The following is a 24,058-nucleotide window of genomic DNA, read 5'->3' on the forward strand; positions in this document are numbered from 1 at the left end:
GCCCATCACCTATGAGGAGGAGACAGACGCCCCCCTCGATCCCGCAACGGCCCCGCTGGACCGGCCCGATGCCAAGCAATCCGCCGCCGGCGATCTCGATGCCGCGATGCGCGATGCGGCCTTCGTGCTGGACGAGGTGTGGCACACCCCTTCCATGGCCGCCACGGCGATGGAGCCGCATGCCGCCATCGCCGAATGGGACGGCGATCATGTGACGATACGGGCGGGGATGCAGATGCTCTCCTCGAACCGGCAGCAGATGGCGGATGCCCTCGGCATCCCGCTGGAAAAAGTCCGCCTGCTTGCGCCCTATGTCGGGGGCGGTTTCGGCTCCAAGCTGGGGATCAATGCCGAGGCGGTGGCTGCGGCGCTGGCTGCGCGCGAACTCGGGCGGCCAGTGTCGGTCGTGCTGACGCGGATGCACGATTTCGATCTGTCGCATCGCCGCTCCGAAAGCCGTCAGCGCGTACTGCTGGCCGCTGATGCCGATGGGCGGTTGACGGGCCTTGGCCACGAATCCCGCGTGTCCAATCTTCCCGACACGACCTTTGCCGAACCCGTCACCCAAGCAACGCCCTTCACCTATGACGGCGCGCATCGCCGCATCGTCCAAGAGATCGCCCGCATCCACCGCCCCGCGACCGGATCCGTGCGCGCCCCGGGTGAGGCGATTGGCGTCAACGTCTTCGAATGCGCGATGGACGAGATGGCCGAGCGCGTCGGCCTCGACCCAGTAAAGTTCCGCCTTCGCAACATCCCGCAGAACGAGCCCGTGACCGGGCGCCCCTTCTCCAGCCACAAGCTGGCCGAGGCGATGGAGGAAGGTGCCCGCCGCTTCGGCTGGGCCGACCGCAACCCCGCCCCGAAGCACACGCTGCAGGGGGAATGGTATATGGGCATGGGCATGGCCGCCGCCGTGCGGGTGAACCAGATCATCGAATCCCGCGCGCGCGTGTCGCTGACACCGGACGGGCGGGCGCTAGTGGAAACCGACATGACCGATATCGGCACCGGCACCTATACCGTGCTGGGCCAGATCGCCGCCGAGATGCTGGGCCTGCCCCGCGACGCGGTGGAGGTGCATTTGGGCGATACGGACATGCCGCCGGCTTCGGGTTCGGGGGGATCGTTCGGGGCGGCCTCGGCCGGAACCTCGGTCTATCTTGCCTGCGAGGAACTGCGCACCACCCTCGCCCAGCGCATGGGATGCGCCGAAACGGATCTGACCCTACAGGACGGCGAGGCCCGCGCCGGCAACGCGGTGCGCAAACTGACCGATCTTTTGAACGGTGAGCCGCTCGATGCCGAAGGCCATGTCGAACCGGGCGATACCGCCAAGGCCGTTCGGCAGGCCACATGGGGCAGCCACTGGGCCGAGGTCGCGGTGAACCGCTGGTCCGGCGAGGTGCGCGTGCACCGCATGATGGGGGTGTTCGCCTGCGGCCGCGTCCTTAATGCCAAGACGGCACGCTCGCAATGCCTTGGCGGCATGACCTTCGGCATCGGCATCGCCCTGACCGAGGATATGGCGCAGGACGACCGCGATGGGCATAACGTGGCGCGCGATCTTGCCGAATACCACGTCCCGACCCATGCCGATGTGCCCCATATGGAGGTGCATCTGCTGGAAGAGCTGGATGCCCATGCCGGCCCCACCCAAGTGAAAGGCATCGGCGAATTGGGCATCTGCGGCGCGGGCGCGGCGGTGCTGAACGCGGTCTACAACGCCTGCGGCGTGCGCGTCCGGCATTTCCCGGCCACGCCCGACCGCATTCTGGCGGGGCTTTAATCCAGCCCCGACAGATCGCGGGTGAAGACCTTCTCGAGGACATCCGCCAGATCGGACGTGGCGCGGTTCGCCACGATCACGTCCGACTGGCTTTTGAAGGTCTCCAGATCCCGCTCTACGTGCGAGCCGAAGAATTCGGCATCCTCGAGCACCGGCTCATAGACGATGACCTCGATGCCCTTGGCCTTGATCCGCTTCATGATCCCTTGGATCGAGCTTTGGCGGAAATTGTCCGACCCCGCCTTCATCACCAGACGATAGATCCCGACGACCTTCGGCGCCTTGGCGATGATCCGGTCGGCGAGGAAATCCTTGCGCGTGCGGTTGGCATCCACGATCGCGCGCATCAGGTTCTGCGGCACTTCGGAATAGTTCGCCAGAAGCTGCTTGGTGTCCTTGGGCAGGCAATAGCCGCCATAGCCGAACGAAGGGTTGTTGTAATGCCCGCCGATCCGCGGATCGAGGCTGACGCCGCCGATGATCTGCCGCGTGTCCAGCCCGCGGCTGAGGGCATAGCTGTCGAGCTCGTTGAAGAACGCGACCCGCATCGCAAGGTAAGTGTTGGCGAAGAGCTTGATCGCCTCCGCCTCGTCCTGATCGGTGAAGAGAACCTCCACGTTCTTTTCGATCGCGCCCGCCAGAAGCAGGTCTGCAAAGACCTGCGCCCGCTCCGACCGCTCGCCCACGATGATCCGCGAGGGGTGAAGGTTGTCGTGCAGCGCACGCCCCTCGCGCAGGAATTCGGGGCTGAAGATCACCTGCTTGGTGCCGTATTTGGCCCGCGCCGCCGCCACGAAGCCGACCGGGATCGTGGATTTGACGACGATCGTCGCCTCGGGTGCGATCTCGGTCACCTTGGCGATCACCGCCTCGACCGAGGAGGTGTCGAAGAAGTTCTCCACCGGGTCGTAGTTGGTGGGGGTCGCGACGATGACGAACTCGGCGCCGCTGAACGCCTCCACCGGGTCGAGCGTGGCCGTCAGGTTCAGCGGCTTCTCGGCGAGGTAGCGTTCCATTTCGTCATCGACGATGGGGCATTGGCGCGCGTTCAGCATCGCCACGCGCTCCGCGCTCACATCCAGCGCCACCACCTCGTTGTGCTGCGCCAAAAGCACCGCGTTCGAAAGCCCGACATAACCGATCCCGGCTACCGCAATCTTCCTGTCACTCATAAAGCTCGTTTCCCTCGGCACGTTTCAATCTGCATAATTCACCTGTCCGAACAGCGACTGGATCAGCGTCAGATCCGCCGGACCGATCATCCCCGGCTCCAACTCGAAGACGGCGAGCCGCCCTTCGATCAGAAGCGGTGGGACGATCCGCTCCACCGCGTGATAGGCGCGCCGGTCGCGGTAATCGTCAAAGAGCACGGTCACGGGCCGCGTGATCCGCAGCGCGCAGGCCGCAAAGCAAGCCGGGCGCAGAACCCCGTCGATCAGCACGATATCCGGATGCACGAAATCCGCCCGGTCCCAGACCGTTGTCGCATAACGGTGGAACTTCGGCCAGTCGGCCGCCGATTTCGGTCGGCCCCAGCGGCCCACCGCGCCGATATCCACCACATGCAGGCGGATATCGCCCAGCCCGCCCGCAGCCTCGGCCTGCACACGCTCGGCCCAGGCAGCATCGGATTCCACGCCGAACAGCGTCGTGCCGGACATACCAGACGCCATCACCGTCGATCCACCGATGCCGTATTCAAGGATCACCTGCGCCGCCTCGTAGGCTTCGCGCAGCAGCGACGTCTCGGGCGCGGGCATCAGCGGCGTGATCGTGTCCGGTGTCATCGTCTCTTCCAGGTTGCCGTTTCTTTCTGGCCGGACGCGCGCGGGATTGCCAGCATCTTTCGCCCCGCTTGAACATTTGGCGCATGCGGGGGATAACGCGCCTCCGCCATCAGACTGAGCCCATGTCCCGACGCGCCTCCACCAATCTCGACGATCTCGTCCGCGAAGGGCTCCTGCCCGCCGCGAGTGCCGAGCTGCAACACGTGGCCGAGGCGTTCCGCATCCGCATGACGCCCGCCATGCACGCCACGCGCCATCCGGCCGTGGAGGCGCAGTTCGTCCCCGATGCGCGCGAATTGGTGATCCGCGAAGAGGAGCTCTACGATCCCATCGGCGACAAGGCCCATAGCCCCGTCCCCGGCCTGACGCACCGCTATCCCGACCGTGTGATCCTGCACGCCACCCAGACTTGCGAGGTCTATTGCCGCTTCTGCTTCCGGCGCGAGGCGGTGGGGGAGGATGGCCCCCTGCCCGATGCGCAGATGGATGCGGTCATCGAATACCTAGGCGCCACCCGCGCGATCCGCGAGGTGATCCTGACGGGCGGCGATCCGCTGGTACTGTCGCCGCGCCGCCTCTCGGCGTTGCTGCGGCGGTTGGAGGCGATCCCGCATCTGGAGATGGTGCGCTTTCACACCCGCGTGCCCATCGTCGCCCCGGAGAAGGTGACGGAGGCGCTGCTGCAGGCGCTGGACATCCGGCCCGCGGTCTATGTGGTCGTCCATACCAACCACGCCGCCGAACTGACCGAGGGTGCTGCCGCCGCCCTGCGCCGCCTGACGCGCGCCGGCATCCCGCTCCTGTCGCAAAGCGTGCTGCTGCGCGGGATCAACGACGATGCGGACACGCTGGCCGATCTGTTCCGCACGCTGACGCGCCACCGCGTCACGCCCTATTACCTGCATCACTGCGATCTGGCGCGCGGCACCAGCCATTTCCGCACCACCATCGCCGAAGGTCAGGCGCTGATGGCCGCGCTGCGCGGGCATCTGTCGGGGTTCGCGCTGCCGACCTATGTCCTCGACATTCCGGGCGGGCATGGGAAGGTGCCGCTGCATCCGGGCTATGCCGCGCCGCAGGGGGACGGGGTCTGGCACATCACCGATTGGCGCGGACAGGTGCACCGTTACGTTGATCCCGACCGGCAAGGCCTTGACACAAATGGGGAACACGGGCAGAACAGGACCGGAACCTGAAGGATGTCACCCCATGCTCACCCGCAAGCAGATGCAGCTTCTCGAATTCATCCGCCAGAGGGTGGATCGGGACGGCATTCCGCCCTCGTTCGATGAGATGAAGGCGGCGCTGGATCTGCGGTCGAAGTCGGGCATCCACCGTCTGATCACGGCGCTGGAGGAGCGGGGCTTCATCCGCCGCCTTGCCCACCGCGCCCGCGCGATCGAAATCGTGAAGATCCCCGAAGCGATGGAGCGGGGCTTCGTTCCCAAGGTCATCGAAGGCGATCGCGCCAACCTGCCGAGCGGGGCGATGCCCGTGACCCCCGACGCGCTGGACGTGCCGGTGATGGGCAAGATCGCCGCCGGTATCCCGATTGAGGCGATCCAGAACGTGACCCATCACGTCGCCGTCCCCGGATCGATGATCTCGGGCCAAGGGCAGCATTACGCGCTGACCGTGGAAGGGGATTCGATGATCGAGGCCGGCATCAACGATGGCGATACGGTCATCATCCGCCAGCAGAGCGTGGCCGAGAACGGCGAAATCGTCGTCGCCCTGATCGAGGGGCATGAGGCGACGCTGAAACGCTTCCGCCGCAAGGGCGGCATGATCTCCCTCGAGGCGGCGAACCCGGCCTATGAGACGCGGATCCTTCCGGAAAGCAAGGTGAAGGTTCAGGGGCGTCTGGTCGGGTTGATCCGCAACTACTGATCCCCGTCCCACCAGCGCGCACCGCCAAGCGCGCGGTCCATGCGGATCGCGCCCGGGCGGCCCGACAGCGCGACCGCCCCGGTATCGCGCAGCGCCGCATGGTCCAGAACGAGGCATCCCTCCGGATGCTCCGCGCTGTCGCCCGCAAGCACGACGATGGGCGCAAGGGCGCAGGCCTCGGCCACGCGCGCGGCGCTGCCCTTGCCCTTCAGATGCGCGACCGGCAACGGTCCCTCCGCGATCCGGATGCCGTCTTGGTCGCGGAAACCCTCCCGCAGTGCCGCATCGGCCTGCGTCGCCAGATCGCCATCCCGCTCCAGCCAGCTTCCGACCGCAAAGCCTGCCCCCGTCGGATAGGACATCGCGCGGCCCAGAGGGGTCATCACCCCCACCGCCGCGCCGTCGTCGCTGATCAGCACCGCCGGACGCTCGGCCAGCGGCCAAGCCAGGAGGCCCGCCGCGATCGCCACCACCCCGGCCAGTCGCGCACGCCCCGGCCAGACGATCAGCCACGCCGCCCCGAGGCTCATCCCCGGCATCACCCATGCGGGCGGCGCGACGATGCCAAGGCTCGCCCCCTTCCACGCCGCGATCCAATGCGCCACGCCAAGGATCCAGCGGGCGCCCAGCTCCATCATCCACATGCCCGGCTGCGGCAGGCCGATCGGCCCCAGCAGCGTGGCCACGACCGCCCCCGGCATGATCAGCGTTCCCATCGCCGGGACCGTCAGCAGGTTCGCCAACAGGCCGAATTCGGCAAAGCGATTGAACTGCGCCGCCGCGATCGGCCCCGTGGCCAGCCCACCGATCACCGAGGACAGCACCGCCGTATAGACCGGCAGCGCCCAGCGCGGCAGGCGCTGACGGAAGGTCAGCCGGTCCACCGCCGCGAAACCGGCCACCAGCGCGATGGTCGCGGCCATGGACATCTGAAAGCCGACATTCATCAGCGCCTCGGGTTGCAGGGCCAGCATGATGATCCCCGCCAGCGCGATGGTCCGCATCGACACCGCCCGCCGCCCCGCCAGAATCGCCCCCAGCATGATCACCGCCATGATGAAGGCGCGCTCGGTCGCGAGGTTGCCGCCCGACAGCGCGAAATAGAACCCCGCCACTCCCATGGAGACGACGGCCGCCACCCGCCGCGTATCCACCCGCAGCGCCAGCCATGGCCAGAGCGCCAGCCCATATCGCAGCAGCGCAAAGGTGAACCCGGTGAGGAACGCGACGTTCATCCCCGAGATCGCCAGGAGATGCGACAGGTTCGAATCGCGCAGCGCCTCCACCGTGTCCTGCGTGATCGCCGAACGATCGCCCGTGACCGCGCCCGATGCGAAGGCGCCTGCCTGCCCCGGCACATGCGCCTGCACCGCCCCCGACAGAACGGCGCGCAGCCGGTCGATGGGGCGGGCCGTCGGCGGCGGCGGTTCGAGCAGCAGGACGGGCGTGCGGGCATAGCCGATGGCGCCCAGCCGCTCGAACCATGCCATGCGCCGGAAATCGAATCCCCCCGGCTCGGACGGGGGCATGGGGGGCGACAGATGCGCGGTGAGGATGACCGTCTGTCCCGGCTCTATCCGCAGGGGCTGATCGCCATGCAGCGACACGCGCAGCTGCGCCGGGGTCCGGTCCGGGGCCGTCCGCTCCAGCACCACATGATCCAGCGTCAGGCGCAGCCGGTCGGTGGCGGAGCGGTCGATCCCGATGACCCGCCCCTCCACCGCGCCGTAATAGCGAAAGCCGAGGATCGGCGCCTCCTGCATCCATGCGCGCAGGCCGATCAGCAGCACCCCTGCCAGCACCGCCGCCGCCCCGATGGCGACCGGCTGCCACCTGCCCTGCCGCGCCAGCAGCCCAAGCGCCGCCAGCCCGGCCGCGCAGGCCGCATAGACCCCCGCCCCCGGCTCGGCAGGCAGCGCGAACCAGATCGCGATACCCACCGCCATCAGCACCGGGATCATCGGGAAAAGATGGCCCCGCGCCGCTTCCAGAGCCTCCAGCGGTCGGAACGGCACCTTGTTTCCCATCCGGTGATTGCCTAACAACGGCAGAGAACCTAGCACAGGCATGGTTTCCGAAAGGTTAAGTTTCCGATGTCCCAGATCGTCACGCGTTTCGCGCCCTCCCCCACCGGCTATCTTCACATCGGGGGCGGACGGACGGCGCTGTTCAACTGGCTCTATGCCCGTGGGCGGGGCGGCAAGTTCCTCCTGCGGATCGAGGATACGGACCGCGAACGCTCCACCCCCGAGGCGACGGAGGCCATCCTGAAGGGCCTGACATGGCTGGGCCTCGATTGGGACGGCGATGTCGTCAGCCAGTTCGACCGCAAGGATCGCCATGCCGAGGTGGCCCATCAGATGCTGGAGGCCGGGACCGCCTATCGCTGCTTCTCCACCCAAGAGGAGATCGAGGCCTTCCGCGAGGCCGCGCGGGCCGAGGGCCGCTCCACCCTGTTCCAAAGCCCGTGGCGCGATGCCGACCCCGCCAGCCATCCCGATGCGCCCTTCGTGATCCGCATGAAGGCCCCGCGCGAAGGGACGACTGTCATCGCCGACGAGGTGCAGGGCGAGGTCCGCTTCGGCAACGATCAGCTGGACGATATGGTCGTGCTCCGCTCGGACGGAACGCCCACCTACATGCTGGCCGTGGTGGTGGACGATCACGACATGGGCGTGACGCATGTCATCCGCGGCGACGATCACCTGAACAACGCCGCGCGCCAGCAGATGGTCTACGATGCGATGGGCTGGACGGTGCCGGTCTGGGCCCATATCCCGCTGATCCATGGCGCGGACGGCAAGAAGCTGTCCAAACGCCACGGCGCCCTCGGCGTCGAGGAATATCAGGTCATGGGCTATCCCGCGGCGGGGATGCGCAACTACCTCGCCCGCCTCGGCTGGAGCCATGGCGATGACGAGATCTTCACCACCGAACAGGCGAAGGCATGGTTCGACCTTGGTGGCATCGGCCGCGCCCCGGCGCGACTGGACTTCAAGAAGCTGGAACATACCTGTGGTCAGCATGTCGCCATGATGGATGACGCGGATCTTCTGACCGAACTCGACGCCTTCCTTGCCGCCAGCGGCAAAGAGGCGTTGGATGGCGTGCAGAAGGACCGCCTGCTGCGGGGGATGTACGCGCTCAAGGATCGGGCGAAGACCTTCCCCGACCTGCTGGAGAAGGGGCGTTTCGCCCTCGTCTCCCGGCCGGTGGAACGGGACGAAAAGGCCGAGGCCGCGTTGGACCCTGTATCCCGTGGCATACTGAAGGATTTGACGGAACGTCTGGCGGATGCTAGCTGGTCGAAGGACGATCTGGAGCCGCTTCTGACGGACTTCGCGGGGGAGAAGGGACTGGGGTTCGGCAAACTGGCCGCCCCGATCCGGGCCGCGCTGGCCGGACGTACGGCAACGCCAAGCGTTTACGACATGATGCTGGTCATCGGTCGGGACGAAACGATCGCGCGGCTGGAGGACGCCACCTGAGGCGCCCCGGCCCGGCAAGATGTTCGGGGGGCCGATTTCGTCCCTCCTGCTACTGGAGAGGGATGACCCTATGACGAAAAACGCCTCACTGACCTTCGGCGACAAGACCGTGGATCTTCCGGTCCTCAGCCCGACGGCAGGACCGGACGTGCTCGACATCCGCAAGCTCTATGGCGGGCTGGACGTGTTCACCTACGATCCGGGGTTCACGTCCACCGCGTCCTGCGAGAGCGCGATCACCTTCATCGACGGTGACAAGGGCGAGCTTCTGCACCGCGGCTACCCGATCGAGCAGCTGGCCGAACAGTCCTGCTTCCTCGAAGTGTGCTACCTGCTGCTCTACGGCGATCTGCCCTCCAAGGCGCAGATGGACGATTTCCGCAACACCGTCACGCGCCACACCATGGTGCACGAACAGATGCACAACTTCTTCCGCGGCTTCCGCCGGGATGCGCATCCGATGGCGACGATGGTAGGGGTCGTGGGCGCCATGTCCGCCTTCTACCATGATTCGACGGACATCACCGATCCGCACCAGCGCGAGGTCGCGTCCTTCCGCCTGATCGCCAAGCTGCCGACCATCGCGGCCATGGCCTACAAGTACTCGATCGGTCAGCCCTTCGTGTACCCGCGCAACGATCTCGACTATGCGTCGAACTTCCTGCACATGTGCTTCTCGGTCCCGGCCGAGACCTACGAGGTGAACCCGGTTCTCGCCAAGGCGATGGACCGCATCATGATGCTGCACGCCGATCACGAGCAGAACGCCTCCACCTCCACGGTGCGTCTGGCGGGCTCCTCGGGCGCGAACCCGTTCGCCTGCATCGCGGCGGGCATCGCCTGCCTCTGGGGTCCGGCCCATGGCGGCGCGAACCAAGCCTGCCTCGAGATGCTGCGCGAGATCGGCAGCGTGGACCGCATTCCGGAATACATCGAAAAGGCGAAGGATAAGAACGATCCCTTCCGCCTGATGGGCTTCGGTCACCGCGTCTACAAGAACTTCGACCCGCGCGCGAAGGTCATGAAGGAAAGCGCCGACGAGGTGCTGGAGCTTATGGGCATCCACGACAACCCGACGCTGCAGGTCGCCAAGGAACTGGAGCGGATCGCGCTGGAGGATGATTACTTCATCTCCAAGAAGCTCTATCCGAACGTCGACTTCTATTCGGGGATCATCCTCGATGCGATGGGCTTCCCGACCGCGATGTTCACGCCGATCTTCGCGCTGTCGCGCACCGTCGGCTGGATCAGCCAGTGGAAAGAGATGATCTCGGATCCGGCGCTGAAGATCGGTCGTCCGCGTCAGCTCTATACCGGGCCGGCGCGTCGGGACTACACCGACCTGTCGTCGCGCTGAATGATGAAAGGACCGGCTCTCGCCGGTCCTTTTCATTTGGAGGGCATGTAGACGCCTTGTTCCTTCAAGGCGTCCACGACCTCCTTGGGCATGTAATTCTCATCATGCTTGGCAAGGATCTCGGTCGCAACGAAGGTGTCGCCGTCCATCTGGCCCGTGCCGACCACGCCCTCCCCTTCGCCGAAGAGGTCCGGCAGAACGCCGGTATAACGGGCGGGCACCAGCGCCGTGCCATCCGTCACCGTGAAGGCGACGGTTTCCCCCTGCCCCCGGATCAGGCTTCCTTCGGCCACCAGCCCACCGAGGCGGAACACCTCGCCGGGCTGCGGCGGATCGGTCAGCACCTGACTGGGCGAGCGGAAGAAGTTGATCCCCGATTGCATCGACCAGCCGACCAGCGCCGTCGATCCGGCCAGTGCGACAAAGGCCAGCGCAATGATCTGGATGCGCCGGCGTTTCTTCAGACCTCTCATGCGTTCCCCGCGAAGTGGCGTTCGTCAGGGGAAGACGGGGGCCGCCGTCAGACCGGCGCTCTCCTCGATCCCCAGCATCAGGTTGGCGTTCTGCATCGCCTGACCGCTTGAGCCCTTGCACAGGTTGTCCAGCGTCGCAACCACCAGCGCGCGTCCGGGGATGCGATCGCCGATCACACCGATGTGCACATGGTTCGACCCGCGCACGTCATGGCTGGACGGCAGCGCGCCGAAGGGCAGCACATGGATGAACGGCTCGTCGGCATAACAGTTTTGCAGCGCGGCATGGATCGCCGCCGCTTCGCCGCGGACATAGACATCGGCCAGAATTCCGCGGTTCATCGGCACCAGATGCGGCGTGAACTGCACCAGAACCGGGCGCCCCGCCACGGCCGAGAATTCCTGATCGAACTCCCCCAGATGGCGGTGCTTGCCGCCCGCGGAATAGGCGTTCGTGCCCTCCGACAGTTCGGCATGAAGCAGGTTTTCCTTCAGGCTGCGGCCCGCGCCGGACACACCGGCCTTCAGGTCGATCAGAATCTCGTCGAGGTCGATCACCCCCGCCTCAATCAGCGGGCGGATGGCGTATTGCCCGGTCGCGGCGTTGCAGCCCGTACCGGCCACGAGGCGGGCGGCGCGGATCTCGTCACGGTAGAATTCGGTGAGGCCATAGACAGCCTCGGCCTGAATCTCCAGCGCGGCATGGGGCTGGCCGTACCATTTCTGATAGGCCGCCGGATCACGCAGACGGAAATCGGCCGAAAGGTCCACGATCTTCAGATCGCGCGGCAGTTCGCGGATGACGGCTTGGCTCGTGGCATGGGGCAGCGCGCAGAACGCCAGATCGACCTGCGAAAAGTCGATCTCCTCGATCTTTTGCAGAACCGGCAGCGTCAGATGGCGCAGGAAGGGAAAGACCTCGGCCATGGCCATACCGGCCTTGCGATCCCCCGACAGCGCCACGATCTGCATCGAGGGGTGGGAGGCGATCAGGCGGACCAGCTCGGCCCCGGTATAGCCGGAGGCGCCGAGAATGGCGATGCGATGGGTCATGGTCGGTCCTTTCAGTCAGACGGCCTCGAACTCGACGCCGCGCCGCAGAAACGCGGTCGCGTGCGAAGAGACGCTGTCCGGATTGCCCGTCGTCAGATAGCGGCTGCGTTGCCCGCTGCCAAGGAACTCCGGGCGCCGGGCAAGGTAATCCTCCAGCGCGGCGGCCACGAGGTCGGGCTGGGACAGCACCGTCACCCCGGGGCCCAGCGCCGTGCGGAACACCGCTTCCATCATCGGATAATGCGTGCAGCCGAGGATGGCGGCATCGGGCTTCGGCATCCGGCGCAGCAGCGCCTCCACATGGCTTTTGACCAGCGCCTCGGCCAGAATGGAATCGCCCGCCTCGATCGCATCGACGACGCCGCCGCAGGGCTGCGCCTCCACGTCGACGCCGATGGCGCGGAAGGCGAGTTCACGCTGAAAGGCGCGGCTGGCGACGGTGGCCGGGGTCGCGAACAGCGCGACATGCTTCACCCCCACCTCGCGCGGGGGGGAGTTGTCGCCCCATTGCCGTTCGGTCAGCGCCTCGATCAGCGGCACGAACACGCCGAGGACGCGCTTGTCCTGCGGAATCCACGTCTCCTGCATACGTTTCAGCGCGGCGGCCGATGCGGTGTTGCAGGCAAGGATCACCAGATCGCATCCCTCGTCCCACAAGCGTTCGACCGCGCGGGTCGTCAGATCGAAGATGTCGTCGGCGTCGCGCACCCCGTAAGGCGCATGGGCGTTGTCGCCGAGATAGACGAAGGGCACGTCCGGCAGACGCTGCTGCAGGGCGGACAGGACGGTCAGCCCGCCCAGCCCCGAATCGAAGATGCCAACCGCCATTCCATCCTCCTGCATCGCGCTCGCCCCGCTTATGCCAGATGGCGCCCGATTTCCAGCCATGTTCCGTTTGCAAGTCAGCCATGCAAAGACTAGATGATCCCCCGGGGGCTTAAGGATCATGATGGACTGGGACAAACTTCGCATTTTTCACGCTGTCGCAGATGCGGGCAGCCTGACGCATGCCGGCGACACGCTGCACCTGTCGCAATCGGCCGTCAGCCGGCAGATTCGCGCGCTTGAAGAAAGCCTGAACGTCACGCTGTTCCACCGGCATGCGCGGGGCCTGATCCTGACCGAACAGGGCGAACTGCTGTTCGACGCCACCAGCGCCATGGCCAAACGCCTCGACGCCGCCGCCGCGCGCATCCGCGACAGCGAGGACGAGGTGTTCGGCGAACTGCGCGTCACCTCCACCATCGGGCTGGGGACGATGTGGCTCGCGCCGCGGCTGACCCGGCTCTATCAGAAATACCCAGCGCTGAAGATCGACCTGATGCTGGAGGAGCGGGTTCTGGACCTGCCCATGCGCGAGGCCGATGTCGCCATCCGCATGAAGGAGCCGAGCCAGGCCGACCTGATCCGCAAGCGGCTGATGACGATCCGCATGCAGCTCTATGCCTCGCCCGACTATCTGGAGAAGCACGGCACCCCGTTGAACATGGCCGATTTCAACCAGCACCGTCTGATCTGCCAACATGCCGGAACGCCGCAGGTCAGCGCCGGCGCCTCGCTGGTGGCGGAGTTGATGAGCCACGACATCCCCTCCACCCTGACGGTGAACAATTATTTCGGCGTCATGCAGGCGGTCCTGAACCATCTGGGGATCGGCGTTCTGCCGAACTACCTCGCCGAGGAGTTTCCGCATCTGGTGCGCGTGCTGCCCGACGTGTCCTCGAACGACGTGCCGGTCTTCCTCGCCTATCCGGAAGAACTGCGCCATTCCAAGCGTGTCGCGGCCTTCCGGGATTTCATCACCGAAGAGATCATCACCTACCGCAAGAAGTACCAGAACAGCTGATATGCGCCTGCCGCATGGCAGCCATGCAGTATTTCGTTCTAAAAGAGCTTGCTGATTAAGCATGGCAGGCCTATTTCTGCTTTCGAAGGCAGCGGTCACATGACTGTTGATTTCATACCTCCCTGTTGGACTTAGGCCGGGCTTATGCCCGGCTTTTTTTTCGTGCCTTCCCCTGACGCGGTTCCTGCCTTATGACGCTGGGCAAATCCAAGCGAGCCGAGGAAGCCATGTCCGACCCCGTCATCACGCCCGAGTTGATCGCCGCCCATGGTCTGAAGCCGGACGAATATGACCGTATTCTGGACATCATCGGACGCGAGCCGACCTTCACCGAGCTCGGCATCTTCAGCGCGATGTGGAACGAGCACTGTTCCTACAAATCCTCCAAACGCTGGCTGCGCACCCTGCCGACCACCGGCCCGCAGGTGATCTGCGGCCCCGGCGAGAATGCGGGCGTGGTCGATATCGGCGACGGTCAGGCCGTCATCTTCAAGATGGAGAGTCACAACCACCCCTCCTATATCGAGCCGCATCAGGGCGCGGCGACGGGCGTCGGCGGCATCCTGCGCGATGTCTTCACCATGGGCGCGCGCCCCATCGCGGCGATGAACGCGCTGTCCTTCGGTGTGCCCACCCATGCCAAGACGCCGCATCTGGTGAAGGGCGTGGTCGAAGGCATCGGCAGCTATGGCAACGCCTTCGGCGTGCCGACCGTCGGGGGCGAGGTGCGGTTCCACGCCGCCTATAACGGCAACTGCCTCGTGAACGCCTTTGCTGCCGGCCTCGCGGATACGGACAAGATCTTCTACTCTGCGGCCTCTGGGGTCGGGATGCCGGTCGTCTATCTCGGGGCCAAGACGGGCCGCGACGGCGTGGGCGGCGCGACCATGGCCTCGGCCGAATTCGACGACACGATCGAGGAGAAGCGCCCGACCGTGCAGGTCGGCGACCCCTTCACCGAAAAGCGTCTGCTCGAAGCCTGCCTCGAGCTGATGGCGTCGGGCGCGGTCATCTCCATTCAGGACATGGGCGCGGCGGGGCTTACCTGCTCGGCGGTGGAGATGGGCGACAAGGGCGGCCTTGGCATCCGGCTCGATCTGGAGAACGTGCCGCAGCGCGAACCGAACATGACCGCCTACGAGATGATGCTCTCGGAAAGCCAAGAGCGGATGCTCATGGTGCTCAAGCCCGAGATGGAGGACGAGGCCCGCGCGATCTTCGTGAAATGGGATCTCGACTTCGCCATCGTCGGCGAAACCATCCCCGAGGACCGCTTCCTTATCCTGCACAACGGTGCGGTGAAGGCAGATCTACCGCTGTCGAAGCTGTCCTCCTCGGCCCCCGAATATGACCGCCCTTGGACCCCGACGCCCGCCGCCGCCCCGATGAAGCCGGTGCCCGCGATCGACCCGCTGGACGGGCTGCGCGCGCTCCTGCGCTCGCCGAGCTATGCGCATAAGGCGTGGGTCTATGAGCAATATGACAGCATGGTCATGGCCGACACGATCCGCGCGCCGGGCCTTGGCGCCGGGGTGGTCCGCGTGCACGGCACGAACAAGGCGCTGGCCTTCACCAGCGATGTGACGCCGCGCTACGTTAAGGCGAACCCGCTGCAGGGCGGCCGTCAGGCCGTGGCCGAAGCCTATCGCAACCTGACGGCGGTGGGCGCCAAGCCCCTTGCCACGACCGACAACATGAACTTCGGCAACCCCGAAAAGCCGGAGATCATGGGCCAGTTCGTCGGCGCGATCCAAGGCATCGGCGAGGCCTGCATCGCCCTCGATATGCCGATCGTGTCGGGCAACGTGTCCCTCTATAACGAAACGGACGGGCAAGGCATCCTGCCGACGCCGACCATCGGCGCCGTCGGCATCCTGACGCTGGATCAGATGATCGCCGGTCAGCCGCAGGCGGGCGATCTGGCCGTCGTCATCGGTCAGACCACCGGGCATCTGGGCCAGTCGGCCCTTCTGGCCGAGCTTCTGGGCCGCGAGGATGGCGACGCCCCCCATGTCGATCTGGAGACGGAGCGCCGGAATGGCGAGTTCCTGCGCGCCCAGCGTACCCGCCTGCGTGCGGCGACCGATCTATCGGATGGCGGGCTCGCGCTCGCGGCCTTCGAGATGGCGGAGGCCGCCGGCCTTGGCCTGACGCTGACGGCGGGCGATGCGGGCACCCTCTTTGGCGAGGATCAGGCCCGTTACCTCGTGGCCGTGGCCCCCGAGGCGCTGCCGGATCTGTCCGCAGCCGCCGAGGCGGCGGGCATCTGGCTGGACACGGTCGGCACCTTCGGCGGCGACACGATCCGCCTCGGCGCGGCACAGGCCCCGCTGACGGAACTCTCCACTCTCTATCGCACGGCCTTCGAAGCCGCGATCGCCTGATCTTGCAGGCGGGCGGGTGCGGGTCTACATCTGAAGCAAGACACCAAAGGACATTCCCATGCCGATGGAAGCCCACGACATCGAAGCGCTGATCCGGGAGGCCTTCCCGGACGCCAAGATCACGATCACCGACCTTGCCGGCGACGGCAATCATTGGTCGGCCGAAGTGATCGACGAAAGTTTCAAGGGCATGAACCGCGTGCAGCAGCAGCGGGCCGTCTATGCCAGCCTGAAGGGCAAGATGGACGGCGCGAACGGCGAGCTGCATGCACTCGCACTGACGACGAAGGCGCCCGCCTGATTGCGGGCCTGAAAGGATACGACATGACCGAGACGACCACCGCACAGGACCAGATCCGCCAGACGATCGAAACCAATGACGTGGTGCTCTTCATGAAGGGCACGGCGCAGATGCCGCAATGCGGCTTCTCCAGCCGCGTGGCCGGTGTGCTCAACTACATGGGCGTCGCGTTCAAGGACGTGAACGTGCTCGCCGATCAGGAGCTGCGTCAGGGGATCAAGGATTTCTCCGACTGGCCGACGATCCCGCAGCTTTACGTGAAGGGCGAGTTCGTGGGCGGCTGCGACATCATCACCGAGATGACCTTGTCGGGCGAACTCGACAGCCTGTTCGAAACGAACGGCGTCGCCTATGACAAGGACGCCGCCGACAAGATCCGCGAAGCGAACGCGGAATAAACGAAAGGCCCCGGCAATGCCGGGGCCTTTTCATGTTGCGGTGCAGCTCGCCAGCAGGACATCCTCCGTCCCGTCCGGCCCGTGCCACAGCAGCACCGCCCCATCCCCCTTCGACCACCAGACGTAATGCGCCCCGTCCGACGGCCAGCCATAGCGCGCCCCGGATGCGGCGCGTTCGGCCAGAAGCGTGACCTGACGCCCCTCGACATTCAGGACGGCCAAAGCGGTGTCGCCTGTGTTCACATAGGTGACGGGCACCGTCACCCCCCGCTCACAGGTATAGGTCAGCGTCGTGAAGGGGGGCTCTGCAAGGGCGGCGCCGGGAAGCAGCGCCGCAAGGATCGCGAGCGCCCTCACTGCGCGACCTTCTCCTCCAGCGTGGCGGCGAGCGCCTCGGTCCGGGCCGCGAGTTCGGCCATCGTCTCCACCACGACGGGGGGGATCACCGGAACCTCCACCCGCTCGGGGGCGGGCGCGGGGCGGGCCTGCAATTCGGCCACGCGGGCGCGCAGGGTGGTCAGCTCATGCTCCATCGCGGCGGTCTTGTCGGCCAGCATCAGCCCGGCCATCAGCAGCATCCGCTCGGACGGCATGCGGCCGATCTGCGAAAGAACGGCACCCGCCTGATCCGACAATTGCCGCGCGGCGGCCTGCAGGAAACGCTCCTGCCCGTCCTGACAGGCGACGGTGAAGGTCTTGTTGCCGATGGTGATGTCGAGATCAGCCATGTTGCGCATCCTCTGCCTTGCTCACATGCGGCTCCAGCGCCGAGAGGATGGAGTCCAGCTCCGCCCGGTCCGAGGCGCGGAGCGCCTGCAGGCTCTGGATCTCGGCGGGGGTGGTGTCGCCGCGCATCTGGGACAGCTGTTCGTGCAGTTCCCCGGCGGCGGCGCGCAGGGTTTCGAGCTGTTCGCTCAGGCTGGCGACCTCGGCCTCGAGGGCCTCGATCCGCTCGGAGGACTTCTCCTTCACGACCCGCAGCCGTTCGGCAAGCTGGGCGTTGACCTCGCGTTCCTCCTGCACGGCGCGGCTCTCGGCTGCGTCGCCCTGAAGGCTCTGCGCCGCCGTGCCGATCCGTTCCAGCGCGCGGGCGATCCGCCGCTCAAGCTCCACCAGATCCTGCATCTAGCCTCCTTCGTTCGGGCGCGAATCGTGTGCCGCACCCACGTCGCCATGATCTTAGCGGGTTTCCGCACGGGATTTAGCCCCCATTCCCGCCGCCGCGCTTGATCTTGCCGCCGCGCCTGATATGGACAGGCGACCCCACCGAATGAAGAGGAGCGCGCCTTGGATATCGCCACCCTGCGCAGCCGCCACCATGATCACTGGATGCGCGCCGCCGCGATCCGCACCCTGACCCTCGACGCCGTGGCCGCCGCCAATTCCGGCCATTCCGGTATGCCCATGGGCATGGCGGATGTGGCGACGGTGCTGTTCGAAAAGCACATGAAGTTCGACGCCGCCGATCCGCAATGGCCCGACCGCGACCGCTTCATCCTGTCGGCGGGCCACGGCTCGATGCTGCTCTATTCGCTGCTGCATCTGACCGGCTATGCCGACATGACGCTGGAGCAGATCCGCAACTTCCGCCAGTGGGGCGCCATCACGGCCGGCCATCCCGAATACGGCCATGCCGGCGGGATCGAGACGACGACCGGCCCGCTGGGTCAGGGCATCGCCACCTCGGTCGGTTTCGCCATCGCCGAAGAGTCGCTGCGTGCCCGCTGGGGCAAGAAGATCATCGACCACTACACCTATGTCATCGCCGGCGACGGCTGCCTGATGGAGGGCGTCAGCCAAGAGGCGATCGGCCTTGCGGGCCGCCTGCAGCTGTCCAAGCTGATCGTGATGTGGGACAACAACGGCATCACCATCGACGGCAAGGTCTCGCTGTCGGATGTCACCGACCAGAAGGCGCGTTTCGCGGCTTCGGGCTGGGACGTGTTCGAATGCGACGGCCATGACCCGGACGACATCGACCGGGCGATCACCGCCGCCAAGGCTTCGCCCCGCCCGGCCCTGATCGACTGCGTGACGAACATCGCGCTCGGCTCTTCGGCGCAGGACACGTCCAAAGGCCACGGCGCGCTGACCGATGCGCAACTGATCGCCGACACACGCACCGTCTATGGCTGGGATCACCACGATTTCGACATCCCCGCCGACATCCGGGACCAATGGGCCGCCATCGGCCGCCGCGGTGCCTCGGACCGTGCCGAGTGGGACATCCGCCTGCGCACGCTGTCGGATGCCAAACAGGCCGAGTTCGCGCGCCAGTTCGCGGGCGACATGCCCAAGCGCCTGTCCGCCGCGATCCGCGCCCTGAAGAAGCAGGTCACCGAGACGGCTCCGAAGGTCGCGACGCGCAAGGCCTCCGAAATGGCGCTGGAGGTGATCAACCCCATCGTCTCGGAAACGATCGGCGGTTCGGCCGACCTCACCGGCTCGAACAACACCAAGACCGCCGATATGGGAGTGTTCGACATCGAAAGCCGCAAGGGGCGCTACGTCTATTACGGCATCCGCGAACACGGCATGGCGGCCGCGATCAACGGCATCGCGCTTCATGGCGGGCTGCGGGCCTATGGCGGCACGTTCATGGCCTTCACCGACTATGCCCGCCCGGCGATGCGCCTTGCCGCGCTGATGGGCGTGCCGAGCGTGTTCGTGATGACGCACGACTCCATCGGCCTTGGCGAAGACGGCCCGACCCACCAACCGGTGGAGCATCTGGCCATCAGCCGCGCGACGCCCAACACTTGGGTGTTCCGCCCCGCCGACGCGGTCGAGGCCGCCGAGGCGTGGGAACTGGCCCTCACGACCAAACGCACCCCTTCGGTCATGGCGCTGAGCCGCCAGAACCTGCCCACCGTGCGCCGCACGCACAGCCAGAAGAACCTGACGGCCCAAGGCGCCTATGTGCTGGAAGAGGCCACGCGCAAGCGTCAGGTGATCCTGATGGCCACTGGGTCGGAAGTGGAGATCGCGCTGAAGGCCCGCGAGCTGCTGGAAGCGCAAGGCATCGGCACGCGTGTCGTCTCCGTCCCCTGCATGGAGATCTTCGCCCAGCAGGACGAATCCTATCGCAAGAAGGTGCTTCCGGCTGGTCCGGTCCGGATCGCGATCGAAGCCGCCTGCCGCATGCCGTGGGACCGTTGGCTTCTGGGCGAGCGTGGGAGCGAGAAGAAGGCGGCCTTCGTCGGCATGACCGGCTTCGGTGCCTCCGCCCCGGCCGAGCGTCTGTATCAGGAGTTCGGCATCACCGCCGAGGCGGTGGTCGAAAAGGCCAAAGCCCTTCTCTGATCCCGAAGGCCGCCCCCCGGGGCGGCCTTTTCCATAAGGCCGACGGCGTTAGCGCAACCACCGCCTGTTTGCGATAACATCCTGATTTGGCTTGTTTTTTGCTTTCCATACCCCGGATCGAGGCCTAGCCTTTCATCTGCATCAGCAGAGGGGCATGCGCATGACGATCACGGTGGGCATCAACGGCTTCGGACGGATCGGGCGCTGCACGCTGGCCCATATCGCCCAATCGGGCCGCAACGACATCAAGGTGGCCGCGATCAACGCCACCGGCCCGGTGGAGACGAACGCCCATCTTCTGAAATACGATTCCGTGCATGGCCGCTTTCCCGGCAGCGTTCGGGTGCGCGATGGGATGCTGGATCTGGGCGGCAGCCCGATCCGGGTCATGTCCACCTACGACCCTGCGGATCTGGACTGGTCCGGCGTCGATGTCGTTCTGGAATGCACGGGCAAGTTCAACGACGGCCTGCGGGCGCGGGCGCATCTGGACCGGGGCGCACGGTCGGTGCTGATCTCGGCCCCGGCGCGGAATGTGGACCGGACGGTGGTGTTCGGGGTGAATGACGGCGATCTGCGGATCACGGACCGGATGGTCTCGAACGGCTCCTGCACGACGAATTGCCTCGCGCCGCTGGCCAAGGTGCTGAACGACGCGGTGGGGATCGAGTCCGGGATCATGACCACCATCCATTCCTATACCGGCGATCAGCCGGTGCTGGACCGCCGCCATGACGATCCCTACCGCGCGCGCGGTGCGGCCATGGCGATGGTGCCCACGACCACCGGCGCGGCGAAGGCCATCTCCGAGGTGCTGCCCGCGCTTGCCGGACGGCTCGACGGATCGGCGATCCGCGTGCCGACGCCCAATGTCTCGGCGGTGGATCTGACCTTCGTCGCCGCCCGGTCGGTGACGGTCGCCGAGGTGAACGCGATCGTGGAGGAGGCGGCATCGGGGGCGATGGGCGCCGTGCTGTCCTACGATCCCGAACCCAAGGTTTCGATTGACTTCAACCACACCCCCTATTCGTCTATCTTTGCACCGGACCAGACCAAGGTCGTGGGCGGCAGGACCGTCCGCGTTCTGGCTTGGTACGACAACGAATGGGGCTTTTCCTGCCGTATGGCCGATGTGGCGGCGGCGATGGGGCGGCTCCTCCAGTAGGGAACGCGTCTTGTGACGGACAGAATCGCCTTCGGGCTGGCCGCGATCATCTTCGTGGCCGTGGGCCTCGACCTCGCCTTCGGTTGGGGGGGCTCGGTCTTCCTCCTTCGGCGTTTCCTCGATCTTGTCCGATGGGTCGCCTTCTGGCGATAGGAAACCCCTTGCAAGCCTCCGATCCCTTCCCCATGTTAGCGCCAACGCTTCTATGGGAGAGAACCATGTCCGTCAAAGTCGCCATCAATGGCTTCGGTCGCATCGGCCGCAACGTCCTGCGCGGGATCATCGAATCCGGCCGCACCGACATCGAAGTTGTTGCCATCAACGATCTGGGCCCGGTCGAAACGAACGCACACCTGCTGCGCTTCGACTCCGTCCACGGGCGTTTCCCGGCCGAGGTGAAGACGACGGCCGACACGATCGACGCCGGCCGCGGCCCGATCCGCGTGACCGCCCTGCGCAACCCGGCGGAACTGCCCTGGGGTGACGTGGATGTCGTGCTCGAATGCACCGGCATCTTCACCTCCAAGGAAAAGGCGAAGATCCACCTCGAGAACGGCGCGAAACGCGTGGTCGTCTCCGCCCCGTCCGATGGTGCCGACAAGACGATCGTTTTCGGCGTGAACCATGACACGCTGACCAAGGACGATCTCGTCATCTCCAACGCGTCCTGCACGACGAACTGCCTGTCGCCGGTCGCACAGGTCCTGAACGATGCCATCGGCATCACCAAGGGCTTCATGACGACCATCCACTCCTACACCGGCGACCAGCCGACGCTGGACACGATGCACAAGGACCTCTACCGCGCCCGCGCAGCGGCGCTGTCGATGATCCCGACCTCGACCGGGGCCGCCAAGGCCGTGGGTCTGGTGCTGCCGGAGCTGAAGGGCAAGCTGGACGGCGTTGCGATCCGCGTTCCGACCCCGAACGTCTCGGTCGTCGATTTCGTCTTCGAAGCCGCCCGCGACACCACGGTGGAAGAGATCAACGACGCGATCCGTGCCGCCGCCGATGGCCGCCTGAAGGGCATCCTCGGCTATACCGACGCGCCGAATGTCAGCAGCGACTTCAACCACGATCCGCATTCCTCGATCTTCCACATGGACCAGACGAAGGTCATGGAAGGCCGGATGGTGCGCATCCTGTCGTGGTACGACAACGAATGGGGCTTCTCGAACCGCATGGCCGATACGGCCGTCGCCTTCGGCAAGCTGATCTAAACCGCCGGAAACACGAGTTCCGATACCGCGCCCTTCGGGGCGCGGTTTTTCATGACCAACTCCCCGTCGATCTGCAGCGCGAATTGACGCGCGATCGACAGGCCGAGGCTCCGCGTCTCCTCCAGCACGAACCCCGCCGGAAGGCCGTGGCCGTCATCGGCGATGCGCAGCACCACCTTCGTGCCGTTGCGGCGCAGCACGATCTCCACATGCCCCTCCTCGCCCGCGCCGAAGGCATGCTCGATCGCGTTGCTCAAAAGCTCCGTCGTGATGAGGCCGAGGGGAATGGCCCGGTCGCGCGGAATGGCGATCCGCGCGCATTCCAGATGCACATGCACCCGCTCCTCCACCCCGGCGGCGGCGATGACCTCATGGGTCATGTCGCGCAGGAAGGCGGCGAAATCCACCTCCTGCGCCGTGGGGTCGTGCAGAAGCCGCTTCATCCGCGCCACGACGTTGATGCGGGCTGCCGCATCGTCGAGCGCCTTGCGGGCGGTTTCGTCCTTAACCGCCCGGCGCTGAATGGTCAGAAGGCCCGCAACGGTCGCGAGGTTGTTCGACACCCGGTGCTGCAATTCGTTGAACATCAGACGCCCCTGCTCCGCCATTGCGGCCGAGCGGTTGCGCTCTTCGTCCAGATGGCGGATCGCGCGGGACATTATCGCGATCAGCACCACATCCGTCACGGTGATGAAGGTGAAGAAGGCCATCGCCGTCAGCGCCTGCGCCGACATATCGAGCGTGCCGGGTTCGGATATGAACAGCGTCCAAGACGCGGCAAAGGACGCCACCGCCACCACCACGCCCGGCAGGATCCCGCAGAAGAACGCGGTCATTACCACGGCCGGAAAGAAGGTGAGGAACGGGAAACCGTCCTGAAGTTGATCGTCCACCACCCATCGCAGCGCCAGCGCCACCGCGAAGGACAGGACCGCAAAGCCCCACCGGAACGCCGTCGATCGCGGCTCCAGGATCAGGCGGCTGATCGTGCCGAAGATCCGCGAGATGTCGGGCTTCATGCGAAACGCTGGCGCAACGCCGTCCCCACCGCTGGCGTCACGAAGTTCGACACGTCCCCCCCAAGGCGCGCGATCTCCTTCACCAGCTTCGAGGCGATGGCCTGACGGCGCGCATCGGCCATCAGGAACAGCGTCTCAATCGAGGCATCGAGCTGACGGTTCATATGCACCATCTGGAATTCGTATTCGAAATCCGCGACGGCCCGCAGCCCCCGCACGATCACCTGCGCGCCGACATCGCGAGCGCAGTCGATCAACAGGTTCTCGAACGGATGCACGACGATCTCGCAATCCGTCAGGCCGCGCGTTTCATGGCGCACCATCTCCACCCGCTCCTCCAGCGAGAAGAGCGGCTTCTTGTCCCGATTGATCGCGACCCCGATCACCAGCCGGTCCACCAGCCGCGCCGCGCGCTGCATGATGTCGATATGGCCCAGCGTCACCGGGTCGAAGGTGCCTGGATACAATCCGATGCGCATGTCGTTCCCTCCCACGTTCAGCGAGGGGAACAGGATCAGGCGGAAAACCGCAAGCCGAAATAAAGACTGCGGCGGAAACGACGGGCGGATGCGTTGAAGCTTTATG

The 24,058-nt window shown here is 65.9% G+C and carries 24 protein-coding genes (1 of these 24 only partly in view); 13 read left to right on the top strand and 11 right to left on the bottom strand.

The genetic code is table 11. From position 1 onward, the window contains the following. Positions 1–1,789: the 3' portion of a xanthine dehydrogenase family protein molybdopterin-binding subunit gene (locus GR316_RS05235; protein WP_211784967.1), read on the top strand. It extends 389 nt beyond the left edge of the window; 1,789 of the gene's 2,178 nt are visible here — the last part of the coding sequence; its start codon lies beyond the left edge, outside the window; its stop codon occupies positions 1,787–1,789. On the opposite strand, the gene GR316_RS05240 is transcribed toward GR316_RS05235, so the two are convergent. After that, entirely contained in the window at positions 1,786–2,961 is a 1,176-nt protein-coding gene (locus GR316_RS05240; RefSeq protein ID WP_211784968.1) for a nucleotide sugar dehydrogenase, read from the bottom strand. The two genes, GR316_RS05235 and GR316_RS05240, sit on opposite strands and share 4 nt — an antisense overlap. A 24-nt stretch (positions 2,962–2,985) precedes the next feature. Then, positions 2,986–3,576 (bottom strand): hypothetical protein, encoded by a 591-nt coding sequence (locus tag GR316_RS05245; RefSeq protein WP_211784969.1) that lies wholly within the window; start codon positions 3,574–3,576, stop codon positions 2,986–2,988. Positions 3,577–3,698: 122 nt separating this feature from the next. Between GR316_RS05245 and GR316_RS05250 the strand changes: the two genes are divergently transcribed. After that, positions 3,699–4,772, top strand: a complete 1,074-nt coding sequence (locus GR316_RS05250) for a lysine-2,3-aminomutase-like protein (RefSeq protein WP_211784970.1) — start codon at positions 3,699–3,701, stop codon at positions 4,770–4,772. Between the two features lie 13 nt (positions 4,773–4,785). After that, positions 4,786–5,466: a transcriptional repressor LexA gene (gene lexA, locus GR316_RS05255; RefSeq protein ID WP_211784971.1), complete on the top strand. Its 681-nt coding sequence runs from the start codon at positions 4,786–4,788 to the stop codon at positions 5,464–5,466. On the opposite strand, the gene GR316_RS05260 is transcribed toward lexA, so the two are convergent. After that, a complete protein-coding gene (locus GR316_RS05260) occupies positions 5,460–7,481 on the bottom strand; it encodes a ComEC/Rec2 family competence protein (RefSeq protein WP_211784972.1) in 2,022 nt (673 codons plus the stop codon). The two genes, lexA and GR316_RS05260, sit on opposite strands and share 7 nt — an antisense overlap. A gap of 78 nt (positions 7,482–7,559) precedes the next feature. Here GR316_RS05260 and gltX point away from each other — a divergent pair, with 78 nt between their 5' ends. Beyond that, complete coding sequence (gene gltX / locus GR316_RS05265; RefSeq protein ID WP_211784973.1) at positions 7,560–8,954, top strand: glutamate--tRNA ligase; 1,395 nt, start codon at positions 7,560–7,562, stop codon at positions 8,952–8,954. 70 nt (positions 8,955–9,024) lie between these two features. After that, positions 9,025–10,311, top strand: a complete 1,287-nt coding sequence (gltA, locus tag GR316_RS05270; protein WP_211784974.1) for a citrate synthase — start codon at positions 9,025–9,027, stop codon at positions 10,309–10,311. A 32-nt stretch (positions 10,312–10,343) separates the two neighbouring features. Here gltA and ccmE read toward each other — a convergent pair whose 3' ends face one another. From ccmE to GR316_RS05285, 3 genes are read right to left on the bottom strand one after another with little or no spacing between them, the layout of a single operon-like run. Then, complete coding sequence (gene ccmE / locus GR316_RS05275; RefSeq protein WP_211784975.1) at positions 10,344–10,784, bottom strand: cytochrome c maturation protein CcmE; 441 nt, start codon at positions 10,782–10,784, stop codon at positions 10,344–10,346. Between the two features lie 24 nt (positions 10,785–10,808). After that, positions 10,809–11,837: an N-acetyl-gamma-glutamyl-phosphate reductase gene (gene argC / locus GR316_RS05280; RefSeq protein ID WP_211784976.1), complete on the bottom strand. Its 1,029-nt coding sequence runs from the start codon at positions 11,835–11,837 to the stop codon at positions 10,809–10,811. Between the two features lie 15 nt (positions 11,838–11,852). Beyond that, complete coding sequence (locus tag GR316_RS05285) at positions 11,853–12,665, bottom strand: glutamate racemase (protein ID WP_211784977.1); 813 nt, start codon at positions 12,663–12,665, stop codon at positions 11,853–11,855. 121 nt (positions 12,666–12,786) lie between these two features. Here GR316_RS05285 and GR316_RS05290 point away from each other — a divergent pair, with 121 nt between their 5' ends. The 4 genes from GR316_RS05290 to grxD all read left to right on the top strand — a co-directional run bounded on the left by GR316_RS05290 (position 12,787) and on the right by grxD (position 16,766). After that, positions 12,787–13,683 carry a LysR family transcriptional regulator gene (locus GR316_RS05290; protein WP_211785116.1) on the top strand — a complete coding sequence of 299 codons (897 nt, stop codon included), beginning with the start codon at positions 12,787–12,789 and terminating at the stop codon, positions 13,681–13,683. A gap of 227 nt (positions 13,684–13,910) precedes the next feature. Continuing rightward, entirely contained in the window at positions 13,911–16,067 is a 2,157-nt protein-coding gene (purL, locus tag GR316_RS05295; RefSeq protein ID WP_211784978.1) for a phosphoribosylformylglycinamidine synthase subunit PurL, read from the top strand. A 58-nt stretch (positions 16,068–16,125) separates the two neighbouring features. Continuing rightward, a complete protein-coding gene (locus GR316_RS05300; protein ID WP_211784979.1) occupies positions 16,126–16,368 on the top strand; it encodes a BolA/IbaG family iron-sulfur metabolism protein in 243 nt (80 codons plus the stop codon). A gap of 23 nt (positions 16,369–16,391) precedes the next feature. Continuing rightward, on the top strand, positions 16,392–16,766 hold the full coding sequence (gene grxD, locus GR316_RS05305; protein ID WP_211784980.1) for a Grx4 family monothiol glutaredoxin: 375 nt from the start codon (positions 16,392–16,394) through the stop codon (positions 16,764–16,766). A 30-nt stretch (positions 16,767–16,796) separates the two neighbouring features. Here grxD and GR316_RS05310 read toward each other — a convergent pair whose 3' ends face one another. The 3 genes from GR316_RS05310 to GR316_RS05320 are packed head-to-tail and all read right to left on the bottom strand — an operon-like array spanning position 16,797 to position 17,891. Then, positions 16,797–17,123, bottom strand: coding sequence for an MliC family protein (locus GR316_RS05310; protein ID WP_211784981.1), 327 nt, complete (start codon positions 17,121–17,123; stop codon positions 16,797–16,799). After that, positions 17,120–17,494, bottom strand: coding sequence for a cell division protein ZapA (locus tag GR316_RS05315; RefSeq protein WP_211784982.1), 375 nt, complete (start codon positions 17,492–17,494; stop codon positions 17,120–17,122). The genes GR316_RS05310 and GR316_RS05315 overlap by 4 nt, the downstream gene beginning before the upstream one ends. After that, entirely contained in the window at positions 17,487–17,891 is a 405-nt protein-coding gene (locus GR316_RS05320; protein WP_211784983.1) for a hypothetical protein, read from the bottom strand. The genes GR316_RS05315 and GR316_RS05320 overlap by 8 nt, the downstream gene beginning before the upstream one ends. A gap of 162 nt (positions 17,892–18,053) precedes the next feature. On the opposite strand from GR316_RS05320, the gene tkt reads away from it, so the two are divergent. From tkt to gap (GR316_RS05340), 4 genes are all read left to right on the top strand, one after another. Continuing rightward, entirely contained in the window at positions 18,054–20,069 is a 2,016-nt protein-coding gene (gene tkt, locus GR316_RS05325) for a transketolase (RefSeq protein WP_211784984.1), read from the top strand. Positions 20,070–20,229: 160 nt separating this feature from the next. After that, positions 20,230–21,234, top strand: a complete 1,005-nt coding sequence (gene gap / locus GR316_RS05330) for a type I glyceraldehyde-3-phosphate dehydrogenase (protein ID WP_211784985.1) — start codon at positions 20,230–20,232, stop codon at positions 21,232–21,234. A 12-nt stretch (positions 21,235–21,246) separates the two neighbouring features. After that, entirely contained in the window at positions 21,247–21,387 is a 141-nt protein-coding gene (locus tag GR316_RS05335) for a hypothetical protein (RefSeq protein WP_211784986.1), read from the top strand. Positions 21,388–21,452: 65 nt separating this feature from the next. Further along, entirely contained in the window at positions 21,453–22,454 is a 1,002-nt protein-coding gene (gene gap / locus GR316_RS05340; RefSeq protein ID WP_211784987.1) for a type I glyceraldehyde-3-phosphate dehydrogenase, read from the top strand. Here the strand turns inward: gap (GR316_RS05340) and GR316_RS05345 are convergent. Continuing rightward, positions 22,451–23,473 (bottom strand): sensor histidine kinase, encoded by a 1,023-nt coding sequence (locus GR316_RS05345; protein WP_211784988.1) that lies wholly within the window; start codon positions 23,471–23,473, stop codon positions 22,451–22,453. The genes gap (GR316_RS05340) and GR316_RS05345 overlap by 4 nt on opposite strands. Then, entirely contained in the window at positions 23,470–23,952 is a 483-nt protein-coding gene (coaD, locus tag GR316_RS05350; protein ID WP_211784989.1) for a pantetheine-phosphate adenylyltransferase, read from the bottom strand. The genes GR316_RS05345 and coaD overlap by 4 nt, the downstream gene beginning before the upstream one ends. Between the last annotated feature and the right edge of the window lie 106 nt (positions 23,953–24,058).

Origin of the sequence: Falsirhodobacter algicola (genome assembly GCF_018279165.1) — a bacterium.
Taxonomy (GTDB): domain Bacteria; phylum Pseudomonadota; class Alphaproteobacteria; order Rhodobacterales; family Rhodobacteraceae; genus Falsirhodobacter; species Falsirhodobacter algicola.